This is a genomic window from Embleya scabrispora DSM 41855, from assembly GCF_000372745.1.
GTDB classification, from domain to species: Bacteria; Actinomycetota; Actinomycetes; order Streptomycetales; family Streptomycetaceae; genus Embleya; species Embleya scabrispora.
Window position 1 is genome coordinate 235,541 of sequence record NZ_KB889686.1, and the last position, 17,325, is coordinate 252,865.

General features: G+C 73.0%; 14 protein-coding genes. 7 read left to right on the top strand and 7 right to left on the bottom strand.

All coding sequences use genetic code 11. The features are described 5' to 3' along the window. Positions 1 to 153: 153 nt before the first annotated feature. Complete coding sequence (locus A3IC_RS62965) at positions 154 to 780, top strand: TetR/AcrR family transcriptional regulator (protein ID WP_020554361.1); 627 nt, start codon at positions 154 to 156, stop codon at positions 778 to 780. 59 nt (positions 781 to 839) lie between these two features. Continuing rightward, the gene (locus A3IC_RS57910; protein WP_020554362.1) at positions 840 to 1,700 is read left to right on the top strand and encodes a dienelactone hydrolase family protein; all 861 of its coding nucleotides are present in this window, start codon (positions 840 to 842) and stop codon (positions 1,698 to 1,700) included. Positions 1,701 to 1,720: 20 nt separating this feature from the next. Here the strand turns inward: A3IC_RS57910 and A3IC_RS65575 are convergent, their stop codons facing one another. The 4 genes from A3IC_RS65575 to A3IC_RS0133060 all read right to left on the bottom strand — a co-directional run bounded on the left by A3IC_RS65575 (position 1,721) and on the right by A3IC_RS0133060 (position 4,215). Then, entirely contained in the window at positions 1,721 to 2,008 is a 288-nt protein-coding gene (locus tag A3IC_RS65575) for a mycothiol transferase (protein WP_079026825.1), read from the bottom strand. Between the two features lie 57 nt (positions 2,009 to 2,065). Then, positions 2,066 to 2,308, bottom strand: coding sequence for a hypothetical protein (locus A3IC_RS0133050; protein ID WP_020554364.1), 243 nt, complete (start codon positions 2,306 to 2,308; stop codon positions 2,066 to 2,068). A 176-nt stretch (positions 2,309 to 2,484) separates the two neighbouring features. Then, positions 2,485 to 3,264, bottom strand: coding sequence for an aminoglycoside nucleotidyltransferase ANT9 (locus A3IC_RS0133055; RefSeq protein WP_020554365.1), 780 nt, complete (start codon positions 3,262 to 3,264; stop codon positions 2,485 to 2,487). Between the two features lie 192 nt (positions 3,265 to 3,456). After that, positions 3,457 to 4,215: a DeoR/GlpR family DNA-binding transcription regulator gene (locus tag A3IC_RS0133060; protein WP_020554366.1), complete on the bottom strand. Its 759-nt coding sequence runs from the start codon at positions 4,213 to 4,215 to the stop codon at positions 3,457 to 3,459. Between the two features lie 92 nt (positions 4,216 to 4,307). Between A3IC_RS0133060 and A3IC_RS57920 the strand changes: the two genes are divergently transcribed. The 3 genes from A3IC_RS57920 (at position 4,308) to A3IC_RS0133075 (ending at position 10,434) form a co-directional block, all read left to right on the top strand. Beyond that, positions 4,308 to 4,940, top strand: coding sequence for an HAD family hydrolase (locus A3IC_RS57920; RefSeq protein WP_020554367.1), 633 nt, complete (start codon positions 4,308 to 4,310; stop codon positions 4,938 to 4,940). After that, positions 4,937 to 6,256, top strand: coding sequence for an MFS transporter (locus A3IC_RS57925; protein ID WP_020554368.1), 1,320 nt, complete (start codon positions 4,937 to 4,939; stop codon positions 6,254 to 6,256). The genes A3IC_RS57920 and A3IC_RS57925 overlap by 4 nt, the downstream gene beginning before the upstream one ends. Positions 6,257 to 6,540: 284 nt before the next feature. Continuing rightward, on the top strand, positions 6,541 to 10,434 hold the full coding sequence (locus tag A3IC_RS0133075; protein ID WP_086018503.1) for a Pls/PosA family non-ribosomal peptide synthetase: 3,894 nt from the start codon (positions 6,541 to 6,543) through the stop codon (positions 10,432 to 10,434). A gap of 169 nt (positions 10,435 to 10,603) precedes the next feature. Here A3IC_RS0133075 and A3IC_RS0133080 read toward each other — a convergent pair whose 3' ends face one another. After that, positions 10,604 to 11,152 carry a YceI family protein gene (locus A3IC_RS0133080; protein ID WP_020554370.1) on the bottom strand — a complete coding sequence of 183 codons (549 nt, stop codon included), beginning with the start codon at positions 11,150 to 11,152 and terminating at the stop codon, positions 10,604 to 10,606. Positions 11,153 to 11,290: 138 nt separating this feature from the next. Here A3IC_RS0133080 and A3IC_RS0133085 point away from each other — a divergent pair, with 138 nt between their 5' ends. Then, the gene (locus tag A3IC_RS0133085) at positions 11,291 to 11,863 is read left to right on the top strand and encodes a MarR family winged helix-turn-helix transcriptional regulator (protein ID WP_020554371.1); all 573 of its coding nucleotides are present in this window, start codon (positions 11,291 to 11,293) and stop codon (positions 11,861 to 11,863) included. Positions 11,864 to 11,945: 82 nt separating this feature from the next. Here A3IC_RS0133085 and A3IC_RS0133090 read toward each other — a convergent pair whose 3' ends face one another. Continuing rightward, positions 11,946 to 12,749: a putative protein N(5)-glutamine methyltransferase gene (locus tag A3IC_RS0133090; protein WP_026219034.1), complete on the bottom strand. Its 804-nt coding sequence runs from the start codon at positions 12,747 to 12,749 to the stop codon at positions 11,946 to 11,948. Positions 12,750 to 12,909: 160 nt separating this feature from the next. After that, entirely contained in the window at positions 12,910 to 14,190 is a 1,281-nt protein-coding gene (locus A3IC_RS0133095; protein WP_245599745.1) for an MFS transporter, read from the bottom strand. A 209-nt stretch (positions 14,191 to 14,399) separates the two neighbouring features. Here A3IC_RS0133095 and A3IC_RS72690 point away from each other — a divergent pair, with 209 nt between their 5' ends. Further along, complete coding sequence (locus tag A3IC_RS72690) at positions 14,400 to 17,321, top strand: helix-turn-helix transcriptional regulator (protein ID WP_026219035.1); 2,922 nt, start codon at positions 14,400 to 14,402, stop codon at positions 17,319 to 17,321. The last annotated feature ends 4 nt before the right edge of the window (positions 17,322 to 17,325 follow it).

The following is a 17,325-nucleotide window of genomic DNA, read 5'->3' on the forward strand; positions in this document are numbered from 1 at the left end:
GACAGTAGAAATTATGCCGGGCCACAAGCCCCTCGTATGTCCTTCGGAAGGTGTGGACACGCGTACTACGTGGGGCGTAGTTTCTACTGGCCGTACAGTAGATATAGGTGTCGGACGGCACACGCAGCGCTCGCAACCGGGAAGGAGTCGCACGTGACCGGCCAACGAGGCGACACCCGGCGCCGGGTCCGCGAGACCGCGTTGACCCTGTTCGCCGACAAGACGTACGGCGCCACCACACTCCAGGACATCGCCGACGCGATGGGCGTGACCAAGGCCGCCCTGTATTACTACTTCCGGACCAAGGAAGAAATCCTCGCCGACCTGGTCGAGCCGGCCGTCGCCGAGCTGGAGGAGATCCTGGACCGGGCCGAGGGCCAGTCCTTCTCGCCCGCCGCCACCCGCGAGTTGTTGCTCGCGATGGGCGAGTTGTACGCGGGGGATCGACGCCGGCTGATCATCCTCATGTTCGACCGCACCTTCAAGTCCGTGCCGGTGCTGGGCGAGCGGGCGATGGTGTGCCGACAGCGCACCCAGCAGGCGCTGGCACGCGGGAGCGCGCACGACTCGGCCGGCGACGTGCGCGCGATCGCGGCGTTGGCGGCGCTGACCGTCCCGCTGGCGGCGCTGGAGGGATACGAGGATCTGCACCCGTTGGTCGGCCCGGCCGTGGCGGCGGCGTGTGCGGTGCTCGGCATCCGGCCGCCGCGCGGGGGCGCGGCGGGCACGGGGACGGCGAAAGCGGTGCCCGGGAAGGCGTCCGCGGCGACGGTGGGCTGACCACACCGCGGCAGGCAATGTGCTGCCCGACGACGTGGGCATCGCCTACGGTCGTTGCCATGGTCGAAACCGTTGATCTGTCCGCGATGTTGCTTCGTGACGAGACCGGCCGAGGACTCACCGGCCATCTCGCCCGCCCGAAGGGCAAGGGCCCGTGGCCGGGTGTGGTCGTCCTGTTCGAAGGGGCGGGCCCGGACGCGGTCAACCGACGCCACGCGGACCGGATGGCCGAGGCCGGCTACCTGGCGCTGATGCCGGACCTCTACCACGGTCGCGGCCCCAGCCGGTGCATGGTCTCCGTCATGCGCTCGGTCTCGACCGGCCGCGGTCGACCCTACGCCGACATCGAGGCGGCCCGGCAGTGGCTGTTGGCCGCCGAGGACTGCACCGGCAGGGTCGGGGTGATCGGCTTCTGCATGGGCGGCGGCTTCGCGCTGCTGCTCGCCGGGCAGGGCACCTACGACGTGGCCGCCGCCAACTACGCCCAGCTGCCCCGCGATCCGGACGCCGCGCTGCGCGGCGCGTGTGCGATCGTCGCCTCCTACGGCGGCAAGGACAAGGTCTTTCGCGGCGGTGCGGCCAAGCTGGAGGCGGCCTTGAGTCGCGCCGGCGTCGAACACGACGTCAAGCTCTACCCGGACGCGGGCCACTCGTTCCTCAACGAGACCGACAACGCGCCGCCGGCGCTGCGCCCCGTGCTGCGCACCATCCTGGGCATCGGCCCCGAACCGGCGGCCGCCGCGGACGCGTGGCAACGCATCGAGACCTTCTTCGCCCGACACCTGACGGCCGACGCCCCCACCGAGTCCGAAGCCGATGCCACGACCCAAGCACCGCCCCCCACCACGACCAAGCCTCCGACCGAAGCCGGCAGCAAGTCCCCCGGCGCCGCCGCGAACGAGGCACCGCCGACCGGCTGAACCCGCCGACGCGCGCCCCGCTACTCCCCGGTGCCGCCGTCGAGGCGCTCGCGGAGGAAGTCGGCATGGCCGTTGTGTTGGGCGTACTCCTCGATCATGTGGGTGAGCACCCAGCGCAGCGAATACATGTCACCACCTGCCGTGCCGGTGACCGCGAGCGACTCGGCGCCGGCCACCACCGCCCGCGCCCGCTCGCACTCCTCGCGCCAGGCCGCGAACGTCTCGTCGACATCGGCGTTGTCGATGTCGAAGTCGGCGTACTCGCCCGGGACATGACTCCACGGACTGCGACTGTCCTCACCGTTGATCGTGTCAACGCCGGGTACCGCCCCTCGGCGAGAGCAGGGACGGTACCCGGTGTCGGATCAGGCCCAGTACTCGACGTACAGCGAGAAGCCGACCGCGCCGTTGCCGGTGCAGTGGTACGTACTCGCGCCGGCGTAGTGCACGTACATCGCGCCGGTGCTCCGGCACTCGTCCAGGTATCGGTAGGTCGCGATGTAACTTCCGCTCGCCGCCTGCGCGGAGCCGGCTCCCGCCGTCACCAGTCCCACCGATGCCGACGCCGCGAGTGCCAGACCCGCCATGCGCCGTGTCAACTTCGACATGTGTTCCCCCGTTCGTCGATCAAGCACGAGCGCTCATGGTGCAACTCCGGTCGAAGCACGTCAAGATCCGTTACACAGAGGCAACGACCGTATACAGACCCGGAGTTGGTCGCCGGTGCGTTCCGCCTTTCGTGGCCGGCCCGTGCCGCTCACCCGGCCGAGCGGGATTGCCGAGATCACTGCCCACGCGCGGCCCTCGCCCGGGTCAACCGCTCGATCGCCGCCACCACGTACGCGGTGTGCGTCCGCACCTGCGGCAACATCTCGTGCCAGGTCCCCTCCTCGGCGCCGAGATAGTCGGCCCGCGCACGGGCGAGCACGGGTCGGTGCTCGGCCGGCAGCCGCGCGAGCGCCCAATCGGCGGCGGCGTCCTTGGTATGGATCGCCCCGGTCCCGAGAGTCGTCCAGATTCGTGCCAGGGTGAGCAGGACGTTGCGGGTGTCGGTGGCCACCTCGGCGAGCAACTCCGGTACACCGGCCACGATCGCGCGGATCAGGTCGTCGTGCGGAACCGGGTCGAGCACCTCGTCCGGTGGCGGCCCCACCAGCGCCGCGCGCCCGAGCAGCACCATCGTGAGCAGCGGCGCGAGATCCGGGCTCGGCGCCGGCGCCGGTGTCGCACCGCGCTCGTAGTCCTCGCGCAGCCATTCGCCGTACTGGAACTCGCAGTACGGCGGATAGCGCCACGGTCGTACCTCGGACTGCACGACCACGGTCAACTCCACCGGCCGAGCGGGCCCGCCGTGGGCCCGCTCGCCGGAGATCGCCATCAACCCCTCGACCAGCGCCCGTCGCCGCGCGGCCGTGGTGGCACGCCGCACGACGACCAGCACGTCCACGTCACTGTGTGGCCGCAGTCCACCGAGCACGGCGGAACCGTGCAGGTAGGCACCGACGATCTGCTCTGCGCCGAGCGTGTCGCGAACGAGTCGGACGATGTCCTCGGTGGATGCCATCGGGCTCCTCGGGTCGGGATCGGAGTCGTCCGGGCCGACGCGATGCGCCGGCCGTCGTCCTCCGGTACTCATCTGAACTCGCCCGTTGCCGGCGGTTGTCGCCAGGGATCGAGCGTCCTCCGAGAGGAGTATGGAACCTCGCGTCGACTTGAAGTCAACCGATGTGCCGAGTGCTCCCGGATCCGGGCCGCCTCACACCACCCGCACGTCCACGCCCAGGTCGCGCAGGCCCGACACCGCCTCGATCGGCGCGCTCTCGTCGGTGATGACCATGTCGAGGTCGGTGGCCGGGCAGACGTGACCCAGGCCGGTGCGGCCGAACTTGGTTCCGGTGCAGACCGCGACGACGCGCTGCGCCGAGGCGATGGCCGCCTGCTTGATCGGCACCTCGGTCAGGTCGTTGGCGGTCAGGCCGTGGTCGACGGACAAGCCGCAGACACCCAGCACGGTGGTGTCCACGCGCAACGTGCGCAGCGAGGTCTCGGTGAGATGGCCGCCCAGCGTCAGGGCGCCGGGCGTGGTTTGGCCGCCGGGAACCAACAGGCGTACGTCCGGCGCGTTGCCCAGGACGTACGCCGCATGCAGATCGAGCGGGACCACGGTGACCCGGCGACGGGCCAGCGCCCGGGCGATGGCCAGGCTCGTGGTGCCGCCGTCCAGGATCAGCGATTCGCCGTCGGTGACCAGCGTGTCGAACACGGCGGCGATCCGGCGCTTGCTCTCCGGCGCCTCGTGCTCGCGCACGCCGAACGGCAACACCTCCCCGCGCAACACCAGGCTGACCGCGCCACCGCGGACCCGGCGCAGCACGCCCTGCTCGGCGAGCTGGTCGAGGTCGCGACGGATGGTCATCTCCGAGCAACCGGTCTCCTCGGCCAACTCGGCCACGGTGACGCGTTCCGCCGTGCGCATTCTCTCGATGAGCAAAAGCTGGCGTTCCGAACCTTCCATGTGTTCAATCAAACGTGTTGTATGTTCGAAAGTCAATCGACCGACCAGCCCGAGTGACCCAAGCGGTCCAAGCGACTCGACCAAGGAGCCCCATGCGCACCGAATGGATCGTCTTCGACTTCGGCGGCGTCATCTGCATGCCGCCGCCCGACCACGCGAGCGAGGCCCTGGCCCGCACCGTCGGGGTCACCCCGGCCGAGTTCTGGCCCGCCTACTGGCCCGATCGCGCGGCCTACGACGCGGGCACGCTGAGCGCCGCCGAGTTCTGGAGTGGCCTGTGCGTACGGCTGGACCGACCGGTGCCGGACCCGGACCGGCTCGACCTGCTGGTGGCCGGCGACCTCGCCGCGTGGATGCACCTGAACCAGGACACCCTCGACCTGTTGGCCGAACTGGCCGAACTGGCCGACCGGGGCGTCGCACTGGCGCTGCTGTCCAACGCCCCGGCCGAAATGGCCCGCCATCTCGACGAGCAGCCGTGGGCGCGGGTGTTCCGCCATCGGGTGTTCAGCGCCGACCTGGGCCTGGCCAAGCCCGACCCGCGCATCTACCACCACCTGTGTGCGCAACTGGACGCACAGCCGGGCGAACTCCTGTTCGTCGACGACCGCCCGGAGAACCTGGACGCGGCCAGGGCCCTGGGCATCGAGTCGCTCCTGTTCACCGACACCCCCACGCTGCGCGCCGACCTGGACCGGGCCCGGGCCACCGGATCGGTCCGGTGAGCACCGAGGCCGACGCCCCGGCCGACACCCCCGGCGGCGCACCCGGACGGCGGCTCCACCCGAACACACCCGCGACCGTGCACCCGCACGCCGACCGGCCCCGGCGGCCGGCGCCGCGGCCCGCCGGCCCACCCGCCGACCTCCCGGCGTTCCCACCCGGCGCGGCGATCGCCGCATGTGTGGCCTTCGTGCTGATCGGCGCGCTCCAGGCACTGTACGGACCGGCCATCCCGGCGCTGCGCGACGAGTTCGACCTCGGTCCCACCGGCGCCGGACTCGCGCTGAGCGCACACTTCGCCGGCGCGCTGCTCGGCGTACTCGCCGGCGCCGCGCTCCGCCGTCGCCGGCCCGATCGCCTGCTCCTGGCGATCTCCTGCCTGGCGATGGCCGCGGGTGCCGCCGCCTTCGGCCTCGCCGGGTCCTGGCCGCTCGCATTGGGCGCGGTGTTCGTGCTGGGGCTCGGCTTCGGCGGCATCGACTACGGCCTCAACGTGATGGTCGCGGCCGGCTTCGGCCGCCGCGGCCCGGCCATGCTCAACATCCTCAACGCACACTTCGGCCTCGGCGCCATCGCCGGACCGGCCCTGCTCGGCGCGCTCGGCGCGAACCACTATCCGGTGGTCTTCGTCGGCTGCGCGGTGGCCTGCGTACTGATCGTCCCGCCGCTGCTCGCGGTGCGCGACACCGCGACCGACACCGCCGTTCCCGCACGCGCCGGCGAAGGCGCGCCGCGTGCCGCGGCGGTGCTGATGGCGGCCTTCGTCACCTTGTACATCCTGCACGTGGGCATCGAGACCGGCGTCGGCGGCTGGGAACCCACCCACCTGGAGGCGCTCGGCTACTCCACCTCGACCGCGGCCGGTGCGACCGCCGGATTCTGGCTCGCGATGACCGTCGGCCGCTTCCTGGTCGCGCCGATCAGCCTGCGGCTGAGCCCACGGGTGGTGGTGCTGGGCAGTTGCGCGGCGATGACCGGCTTCCTGTTCCTGGCGGCGGTGCCGATCCTGGCCCCGTACGCCTACCTGGGCGTCGGACTCGCCATCGCGCCGATCTTCCCGACCGGGCTGGCCTGGTTGGCCGAACGCGTCCCGGGGTCGGCGAGCGCCGCCGCGTGGGTGATCGCCGCCTCGATGATCGGCGGCATCGCCTTCCCGCCGCTGCTCGGCGCGGTGTTCGAGGTCTCCGCTGCGGCCGGCTCCATTCCGCTGCTGCTCGGCGCCCTTTCGATCGTGTGCCTGGCCGCCGCGGTGGGCTGCGCCCGGATCGCACCGGACGTCGGATCGCGGGTCGGACGGCGGGGCGGCGGCCGGAGCTGACGGCGGGTCCGCGCGCCCCGGTTCGACGGCTGCGCACACGCCTCCGAATGGGCCGAACGTGCGCGGAAAGGATCGTCCGGTCCGTGCCGAGGGGTTCGTCCCGGGCGATCCATGTCCGACCATCGCAATTCGGGAGCAGGCCCGGGAAAGAGCGCTTCCGGCAGCCCGAGGCCCCGCCTGTTCGGACTACCGAATGTCGACAAGACGACTGGAACTCGACGTCTCCGGGCACCGTGCGACGGTACGTCCGAAGCACGTCGTGTCGAACGAACCGAGAACCGCTCATGCACCTGTATGATCCCCCTCCCCACCTCGGAGAGCCGTCCGCAGGCCCGGCGGTGTATCACGGTGCCGCCGCGCCCGCTTCGCGCACTCTCCTCGACATCCTCGACGCCACGGTGGAAAACCACCCGCACGCACCGGCCCTGGACACCGGCAGCGAGGTGTTCGACTATCGGCGATTGCGCGCCGAGGTCGAACATCGCGCCCGGCGACTGGCCGCCCACGGAATCGGCCCCGGCGATCGCGTCGGAATTCGGATTCCGTCCGGCACCGCCGAGTTGTACCTGTCGATTCTCGCCGCCCTGCGCAGCGGCGCCGGTTACGTCCCCGTGGACGCCGAAGACCCCGACGAGCGGGCCGCGACCCTGTTTCGCGAGGCGGGCGTGCACGCGGTCCTGACCGGCGAGCCGGACCCCACGCCGACCGCGACCCGGCCCGCCGGATCCGGCACCGAACCCCGCCCACCGACGCCCGACGACATCGCCTGGATCATCTTCACGTCCGGCTCCACCGGTGCGCCCAAGGGCGTCGCCGTCACCCACCGCAGCGCCGCCGCCTTCGTCGACGCCGAGGCTCGACTCTTCCTGCCACAGCGCCCGTTGGGCCCGGGTGACCGGGTCCTGGCCGGGCTCTCGGTCGCGTTCGACGCGTCCTGCGAGGAGATGTGGCTGGCCTGGCGCAGCGGCGCGTGTCTGGTACCCGCGCCGCGGGCCCTGGTCCGGGCCGGGCCCGAACTCGGGCCGTGGCTCGTCGAGCGCGGCATCACCGCCGTCTCCACCGTGCCGACCCTGGCCGCGCTGTGGCCGGACGAGGCACTGGCGGCGGTCAGGTTGCTGATCGTCGGCGGCGAGGTGTGCCCGGCCGAACTGGTCGCCCGGTTCGCCGCCGCGCCCGAACGGGAGATGTGGAACACGTACGGCCCGACCGAGACCACCGTGGTCGCCTGCGCGACCCGGCTGCGCCCGCATCGACCGGTGCGCATCGGTCTGCCGCTCGCGGGTTGGCGGTTGGCCGTGGCGGACGAGACCGGCCGGCCCGTTCCGTGGGGCGCCGAGGGCGAGTTGCTGATCGCCGGCGTCGGCGCCGCGCGCTACCTGGACCCGGCCCGGGACGCAGACCGGTTTCGCCCGTGCGCGGCGCTGGAGACCGAGCGCGCCTACCGGACCGGCGATCTGGTCCGCGCCGACCCCGAGGGCCTGGTCTTCCTGGGCCGGGCCGACGACCAGGTCAAGGTGGGCGGCCGGCGGATCGAACTCGGCGAGATCGACGCGGCGCTCGGCGCGCTGCCCGGGGTGCTCGGCGCGGCGGCGACGGTGCGCCAAACCCCCGGCGGCGGTGCGGTCCTGGTGGGCTACGTGGTCCCCGACCGCACCTCGGGCGGGCCCGGATTCGACCCGGTCCAGGCCCGGTTGCAGTTGGCCGAGCGGTTGCCCTGGTCGCTGGTGCCGGTGCTGGCCGAGATCGACGCGCTGCCCACCCGTACCTCCGGCAAGGTGGACCGCGACGCGCTGCCCTGGCCGCCGGCCGCGCCTGCGGGCACCGGCGAACGGCTCGACGGCACCGTGGGTCGCCTCGCCGAGGACTGGGCCGGGCTGCTGGGCGTGCGACCGGACGCGGACGCCGACTTCTTCGCACTGGGCGGCACCAGCCTGGCCGCCGCCCGGCTGGCGTCCACCCTGCGCGAACGGCATCCGGGCCTGTCCGTGGCCGACCTGTACCGCCATCCCACCTTGGCCGGCATGGCAGCGCACCTGGACGCGTCGGCGCACCCCGAGCCCGGGACCCGCCGGATCCGGCCGGTCCCGCGCCGGGTCGGCGGTTACCAATTCCTGGTCCAGATCGGCCTGTACGGCATTCTGGGACTGCGCGCCCTGGTCGCGCTGGCCGCCGCCGACAACGTGATCGCGATGATCGGGGCGGAGACCTGGGCGCCCTACACGTCGTGGTGGCTGGTGCTGCTGGGCTGGTTCGTGCTGTGCGCGGCGCCGGCCCGGCTCGCGATCGGCGCGGGTGCGGCCCGCGCGCTGACCCGGGACGTGCGACCGGGCGAGTATCCGCGCGGCGGTTCGGTGCATCTGCGGTTGTGGACCGCGGAACGGATCGTCGCGGCGTTCGGGGTGCGGGCGCTGCTGGGCACCCCGTGGGCGGCGGTCTATGCCCGCGCGCTGGGCTGCCGGGTCGGTCGCGACGTGGCGTTGCACGCACTGCCGCCGGTGACCGGACTGGGCACCTTCGGCGACGGCTGCGGCGTCGAGCGCGAGGCGGACGTGTCCGGGTGGTGGCTGGACGGCGACCGGCTGCGCATCGGCGGGGTCCGGGTCGGCGCGGGCGCCCGCGTCGGCCACCGCAGCACGCTGCAACCCGGCGCGGTGCTCGGACGTGGCGCCGAACTGGCCTCGGGCGCCTGCCTGGCCGGTGTCGTCCCGGCCGGGGAGAGCTGGGCCGGTTCGCCGGCCCGGGCGGCGGGCCCGGCCGAGCGGCCCCCGCCGCGGGTCGTCGCACCGTCCCGGTGGTGGCGGCTCGCCTACTCGCTCGGGCTCGCGGTGCCGTCGGTGCTCGCCTTCACGGCCGCCGTGCCCGTCCTGATCGGCGCCTACCGACTCGTTCGGGACTGTCCGACGCTGACCGAGGCGACCATGCGGCTGCTTCCGGCGGCGCCGGTGTTCGCGCTCGTGGGCTTGCTGTGCTGGTTGTTCGTGCTCACCGCGACGGTGCGGCTGCTCGGGCGCGGCATTCGGCCCGGGCTGCACCCACAGTTCGGCCCGGTGGCCTGGCGGGCCTGGCTGGTCACCCGACTGTTGGACGGTTCGCGGGCGAGCCTGTTCCCGCTCTACGCGAGCCTGGCCACACCGGTGTGGCTGCGGTTGCTGGGTGCGCGGGTGGGTCGGGGCGCGGAGATCTCCACGGTGCTCGCGCTGCCCTCGTTGACCCGGATCGAGGACGGCGCGTTCCTGGCCGACGACACCCTCGTGGCGCCCTATGAACTGCGCGGCGGGTGGCTGCGGCTGGACACCGTACGGATCGGCCGGCGTGCGTTCGTGGGCAACTCCGGCATCGTCGCGGGCGGCCGCGAGGTGCCCGAACACGGCCTGATCGGCGTGCTCTCGGACGCGCCCGCGCACAGCGAGCCCGGCTCGTCCTGGCTGGGCCGGCCCGCGATGTCGCTGCCTCGGGTGGCGGTGCCGGCGGATCCAGGGCGCACGTTCGCGCCGAGCCGCCGGCTGGTGGCGGCGCGGATCGCGGTGGAGCTGTGCCGGCTGCTGCCGTTGGTGTGCGCGCTGGTGCTGGCGGAGGCGGTGGTACTGGCCCAGCAACGCGCCTTCGATGCGGGCGGGTTGGGCCTGGCCGCGCTGGTCGGCGCGCCGGTGCTGCTGGCCGCGGCGGTGGTCGCCGCGTCGATCGCCACGGCCGCAAAGTGGCTCCTGGTGGGCCGATTCCGGGTGGCCGAGTACCCGCTGTGGTCCTCGTTCGTGTGGCGCAACGAGCTGTACGACGTGTTCGTGGAATCGCTCGCGGTGCCCTGGATGGCCCGCTCCTTCCTGGGCACGCCGATGCTCAACTGGTGGTTGCGCAGTCTCGGTGCGCGAATCGGCCGCGGCGTGTGGTGCGACACGTACTGGCTGCCCGAGTCGGACCTGGTCCGGCTCGGCGACGGTGCGGGCGTGGATCGCGGCTGCGTGCTCCAGACCCATTTGTTCCACGACCGGATCATGCGCTTGGACACGGTCGAACTCGGCGCGGGCGCCTCACTCGGCCCGCACGCGGTGGTACTGCCCGGCACGCTGGTGGCGGCGCACGCCTCGATCGGCCCCGCGTCGTTGGTGATGCGCGGCGAGACGATCCCGGCGGGCACGCGCTGGGCGGGCAATCCGGTGGCCGGCGAGCACGGGGAGTGAGTCGTCGCGAGCCGCCGTGTGGGCGGCGGGTACCGGAACGGTCCGCCGACGTCCGACGGGGGTCGGGGTGTCGGCGGACCGGAGCCGGAGCCTGCCTCGGTGCGCGGGACGCGCGGCGTGTGCCTGTGCCGAGGGTGGTTCGGGGCGCGAGCCGGTCGGCAGGCGGGCGTCACGCCTCCTGCTTGGCCTCGATCTCCAGGACGATGGTGATCTTGTCGCCGACCGCCGCGCCGGCCGGGCCGCCGGTGACGCCGAAGTCGCCGCGGCTGATCTCGGTGGTGGCGGTGAAACCCGCGACCGGGCTGCCGTCGAAGCCGGTGCCGAAACCGTTGAGTTCGAGTTCGAGGGTGACCGGCTTGGTCACGCCGCGCAGCGTGAGGTCGCCGTCGATCCGGTACACCACGGAGGACTCGGCGCGGATGCCGGTGGACACGAAGGTCAGCTGCGGGAAGTTGTCCGTGTCGAGGAAGTCCTCGTTGCGGATGTGGTCGTCGCGCATCTTGTTGTTGCTGTTGACCGAGGCGGTCTCGATGGTGGCGGTGACCGACGACTCGAGCGGGTTCTCGGCGGTGACGATCGAGCCGCCGAAGTCGTCGAAGCGGCCGCGGACCTTGGCCACGCCCAGGTGACGTACGGAGAACGAGACGTCCGAGTGGACCTGGTCGATGGTCCAGGTGCCCGCGACGTAGCCGGGAATGGTCTCGACGGTGGTGGTCATGGGAGCTCCTTGGGTGCGTTGCGCCGCGTTGCGCCGGTGTTCGGTCGGTCTGCCGTCGCGGACCGCGACGGCAGTTGTTGAACGCTCAGAAACATAGCACCCAGAAGTTGAGGATTCAACAAGTCCTATGCTGTCCTCATGAACGACGACGATTCGTTGACCGCCTCCGAGCAAGAGATCTGGCGGTCGTACTTCACCGGGACCAGGGAACTCGCAGCCCACCTGGACCGGCGGATGCGCCGCGAGACGGGCATGCCGATGACGTACTTCGAGATCCTGGGCCTGCTCGCCGAGGCGCCGGACCGACGCATGCGGATGAGCGAGTTGGCCGCGGCGTCGTTGTCCTCGACGAGCCGGGTCTCGCACGCGGTGACCGCGCTGGAGAAGTCGGGCTGGGTCTCCCGCTGCCCGGTCGAGGGGGACCGTCGGGGCTGGATCGCGCGCCTGACCGATGCGGGCCTGGCCGCGCTGGCCGCCGCGGAGCCGACCCACGCGGCGACGGTGCGTCGGCACCTGTTCCACGTCCTGACGCCGGCTCAGGTGGCGGCGATGGCCGAGATCGGGCGCGCGATCCAGGACGGCCTGGGCGTGGTCTGCGCCGGCGCGCGGGCGGCGGCCGCGGGGGAGGGGGTGGACGGGGACGTCGAGGAGATCGACACCGGGATGGACTGCCCGCTCGACGACACGGAGTGCGACGGTGACGCCGGGTAGGCGAGCGTGACGCTGGGATTGGTGGGTGGGGGCCGGGAGCCGGGTCGCGGTGGCCGGCGAGCCCGGCTCCCGTTCGCTCGTGCTAGTCCGCGGGCGCCCGGTCGGTGGGTCGGGTGCCTGTCACGACGGTGGCGTACAACTCCTCGGACTCGACGACCCGCGGAACCAGGCCCGCGTCGCGAAAGACCTCGACGGCTTGCGGTGCCTGACGCTCGCTCGTCTCGACCAGCAGTCGCCCGCCGGGGGCGAGCCAGTGCGGCGCCGCCGCGGTGACCCGGCGCTGGATGTCCAGCCCGTCGGAGCCGCCGTCGAGGGCCACCCGGGGTTCGTGGATCCGGGCCTCCGACGGAAGGAGCTGGATCTCCTCGGTCGGCACGTAGGGCGTGTTGGCGACGAGTACGTCGATCCGCCCGCGCAACGACGCCGGCAGCGGCGCGAAGAGGTCGCCCTCGAAGACCCGGTCGGCGGCTATGTTGCGCCGCGCGCACCGCACCGCCGCCGGGTCGATGTCGGCGGCGTACAACTCGACCCGGTCCACCTCCGCGACCAGGGCCGCGCCCAGCGCGCCCGAGCCGCAGCACAGGTCGAGCACGACGGCCCCGGGACGGGCCGCCGCGACGGCTTGCTCGACCAGGAATTCCGTGCGTCTGCGCGGTACGAACACGCCGGGGTCGACGGCGATCCGCAGACCTCGGAACTCGGCCCAGCCGAGCACGTGTTCCAGGGGCAGACCGGCGACGCGGCGATCGACCATGACGGCGAGTTCGGCCGGGCCGGCCGCGCCCGCGACGAGCAACGCGGCCTCGTCCTCGGCGAATACACAGCCGGCGGCACGAAGCCTGGTGACGATCACGGACGTGGGGAAGGGTGAAACGGGAACCGACATGAGAGCCTTTCGGATGCCGAAGGGTGCTCTCGCGGAAACCACCTAAGCCAAGTGGACCGCACGGTCGTGGAAGGAGAGCACCCGACCTGATACAGCGGTAATCGGTGCCACCTCCTCGAACTCGTAACCGGTTTGCCCAGGGTTGGACGCGGCGGCAACACTACCCGACATCGGGCACGTCACGCGCCGGGGCCTCACGACTCGGCCCCTGTCCCGCGCCGCCCGCCGGGGAGTGCGCCGCGGGCGAGGGTCGCGGGGCGTCGGACGGACCGCGCCGGTCCACCGCGACCAGGATCAGGCCACACAGAACGAGGACGGCGGTGCCCAGGAAGCCCACCGGATAGCCTGCGGCGCCGATCAGCACACCGAAGCCGACCGCGCCGATCCCCATGCCCGCGTCGAACGCGAGGTTCCACAGCGCGCTGACCCGGCCGAAATCGCTTGCCGGGACCCGCTCGAACATCAGCGACTGGGTCACGTTCTGGGCCGCGCCGAAACCGGCCCCGAACACCGCCGCTCCGACCAGGACGGCGACCGGCGCACCGGGACGGGCCAACAGCGCGGTACCCAGTGCGGTGGCCGCGATCGACGGCGCGAACAACCGGGCGTGCCCGTGCCGATCGCCGAACCACCCGGCCCACCAGCGCGCCATCGGAGTGGCGCCGGATTGCACCAACAGCGCCGCGGTGATCAGCGGCAACTCCCGCGACGAGACCGCCAGTGGCAGGAACGTCACGATCACGCCCGCTGCGAACGTGCACGCCGCGAAGGAGATCGCGGGCCGGGCCAGCCCACCGCTACGCAGGCCGCCCAGCACCCCGCCCCGGGCCGTCGAGACCGCCGGCCGATTCGTCGGCAGCCCGATCGTGCTCCCCACCGCACCCAGCGAGAGCACCGTCGCAATCACGAACACCCAGGTGTAGCCCAGGTGTTCACTCAGCCAGAGCCCCAGCGGTAGGCCCAGGATCGCCGGTACGCCGACCGCCGCGCCATACAGCCCGAGACCCTCGCCGCGCCGCTCCGGCGGCACCAACTCGGCGGCCAACGCGGTGCCCACCACCATCAGAATGCCGAGCCCGCCACCACGCAACAGACAGACGCCGACCACCAGGGGCAGCGACGCGGACACCGCCAGCGCCATCGTCGGCAACCCGAGCAGCAACAGCCCGAGCACGAACACCGCGCGATACCCGAACCGGGCCAGCAGCGCCGGCACCGCGAGCTCGGCCGCCACGGTGGATGCCATCAACGCACCGGTGACCAGGCCGGCCGCTCCCGCCGACCCTCCGGCGCCCTCCGCCACGTACAACGGGACCACCGACAACAGCAGATAGAAACTCGCCATGGCGCCACACGCGGAAACGATGGTCGCCACCATCGACCGCCCGAGAATCGGCCGCGCCTCCCCACCGTCCACCGACAACCGCATCGCAGCACCCACGGAAACCCCTCCCAGAACAGGCCGGTTCGCACGCCCTCACCGTCGCGCAACCCACCCCCACCCCACATCCGGCAAACTCCCCGACCCACCCCGTCCACCATCCCTACGCCGCCCCACGCTCACCCCCACGCCCCCGACGGGCCACTGCGCCATTCCGCCCGGCGGGACGCGGATGTGGGGGTGTCGGGTGCGGTGCGATGCTTGGCCGTGTGGACAGGGACGCGGGGTGCGGGGCGCCGTTGGTGGGGCGGGAGCGGGAGTCGGGCGTACTGGAGCGGGCCTGGGGGCGCGTCGGTGCGGAAGGCCCCGGGGTGCTCCTCGTGCGCGGGGATGCGGGGCTGGGGAAGTCGCGACTGGTGGCGGAGTTCGCCGCCGGCCTCGGGCCCCGGGCACGTGTACTGCGGGGCGGGTGTCTCGACATGGGGCCGGACAACCTGCCGTTCGGCCCGTTCGTGACCGTGCTCCGCCGGCTGTCCCGCGACCTGGGCACATCGGCCACCGCCGCGCTGCTCCCGTCCGGCGGCCGTCGCGGACTGGCCCGGCTGCTGCCCGAGTTGGGCGAGCCGTTCCCCGAGGGCGACCCCGACCTCGGCCGGGCCCGGCTCTTCGAAGAGGTGCTGATTCTGCTCGAACGCGCCGCAGAGGAACGGCCGTTGCTGCTGATTCTGGAGGATCTGCACTGGGCCGACCGGTCCACGTGCGAACTGCTCGCGTTCCTGGCCCGCAATCTCGACCAGCCCGGTGTGCTCGTCCTGGCCACCCACCGCCCGCTCGCCCCACACGCCGATGCCCCGTTCGCCGCCATCCCCGCCCTGCTCGCCCGCCTCGCCAACACCGAGGCACTCGACCTGGCCCCGCTCGCCCGCCCCGACGTGGCCCGCCAACTCGCCGACCTGATCGGCCACACACCGGACCCCCGTCACCTGGAACGGGTCTTCCGACGCAGCGAGGGAAACCCGTTGTTCGTCGAGGCACTCGCCGGCACCGACGCGGAAACCCCGGCCCCGCTGACGGAGTTGCTGCTGGCCGAGGTGCGCTCGATCCCGGATCCGGGCCGCCGGGTGCTGCGCGCCGCCGCAGTCGCCGGTACCACGCTCGGCCACGCCTTCCTGCGCTCGGTCGCCGAACTCGACGAGGTCGCGCTCGAGGACGCGCTGCGCCCGGTGATCGACGCGCGCCTGTTGGTCGCCGTCGGCGACGGATACGCCTTCCGGCACACGCTGATTCGCGACGCGGTGTACGGCGACCTGTTGCCCGGCGAGCGCATTCGGCTGCACGCGCGGTGCGCACACGTACTCGCCGCCGACCCGGCATTGGCCTTCGAAGGCCGCGCCGCCGCCGAACTCGCCGCGCACTGGTACGCGGCCGGCGACCGGGCCCGCGCGTTCACGGCCGCGTGGCACGCGGCGGCCGCCGCCGGCACGGCCTACGCCTATGCCGAGCGGCTGGCCATGTCGCAACGTGTCCTCGACCTGTGGGACGCGGTGCCCGATCCCGCCGGCGAACTCGGCACGGACCGGATCGGGGTGCTCGAACTCGCCGCCGACGCGGCCGTACACGGCGGCGCGGCCGGTCGCGCCGAGGAACTCCTCACCGCCGCCCTGCGCGACCTGGACCCCGGACGGGACCCGGAGCGCACCGCGCGCGTCCTGGCGAGCCGAGCCGCCGCCCGCGAGCGCACCGGCCGGGACGCGCTGCCCGATCTGGAACGCGCGGTACGCCTGGCGCCCGCCGACCGGGCCATGTCCACCCGCGGCCGGCTGCTCGCCTCCCTCGCCGACACCCTCGCCTCCCGTGGCCGGGATCGGGTCGCGCGCGAGCACGCCCGGGAGGCGCTGCGGCTCGGCGAGGCAGTCGCCGACGGCTCGATCCGCGCCCGCGCACTGACCACGTCGGCGATGTTGACCGCACGAACGGGCGATCTCGCACCGGCGGTCGAGCTGTACGAGCAGGCCGCGCGGATCGCCCGTGCCGAGGGATGCGACGACGACCTGCTCGCCGCGATCGCCGGTCGGGCCGACGCGCTCCAGGCCGCGGGGGAGCATCGGGCCGCCGCCGAGGTGGCCCGCCGGGGTGTGGCCACCGCGCGCAGCCTGGGCCTGGCCCGCTCGCGCGGCACGCTGCTCGCCGCGAACCTGGCCGAACCGCTGGTCGCGCTCGGCCGCTGGACCGAGGCGGTGGAGATCCTGACCGACGCCATCGCGCTGGATCCGCCGCCGGTGTACTGGGCGTGGCTGTGCATCGTGCGCGCGGAAGCGGCGGCGGCCGGCGGCGCGCACGACGTCGCGGCGGCCGCGTTGCGCGACGCCCGGACCGCGTTGGGGCCGCCGCATACGCAGGAGACGTGCCTGGAACCCGACGTACTGGCCTGCCGCCTCGGATACGCGCGCGGCGACCTGGCCGAGGCACACCGCGTCCTGGACCACATCCTGACCGAGCACGACCTCACCCGCAGTCGCCGCTACGCGTGGCCGGTGCTCGTGGTGGCGTGGCGGGTCCAGCGGATCCGCCACGCGCAGGCCGTCCGCGATCCGGCCGGGCGCGCCGCGATCGAGGCGCAACTGGCCGAACTGCTCGCGCTCAGCCGCGAACTCCCGACGCCGGGCCGGGTCCAGCACGCGCACCGATGCACCTTCGAGGCCGAATCCGGCACGGGTTCCTGGGCCGACGCGGTCGCGGCCTGGCGCGCGATCGAGCAGCCGTACGCGCTGGCCGACGCGCTCCTGGGCGGTGCCGCGGCTGCCCTGGCGGCAGGCGACCGGGACCTGGCCACCGAGTACGCCCGCGAGGGCAGCACCCTGGCCGGTCGGCTCGGTGCCCACCCGCTGCACGCGCACTTCGAGCAACTGGCCCGACGCGGCCGGCTGAACCTGACCCCCACCCCCAGCCCCGTCGCGCCCGCACCGGCCGATGCCCGCAGTCGACTGGGGTTGACCGCACGCGAGTTCGAGGTACTGGCTCTGGTCGCTCAGGGGCTGGGAAACCGCCCGATCGCCGAACACCTCTTCATCTCCGTCAAGACCGCCGGCACGCACGTCTCCAACATCCTGGCCAAACTCGCTGTCACGTCCCGTACCGAGGCCGCGGCCCTGGCCCATCGCCTGGACCTCTTCGCGCCCGAGGCACCCTGATCCC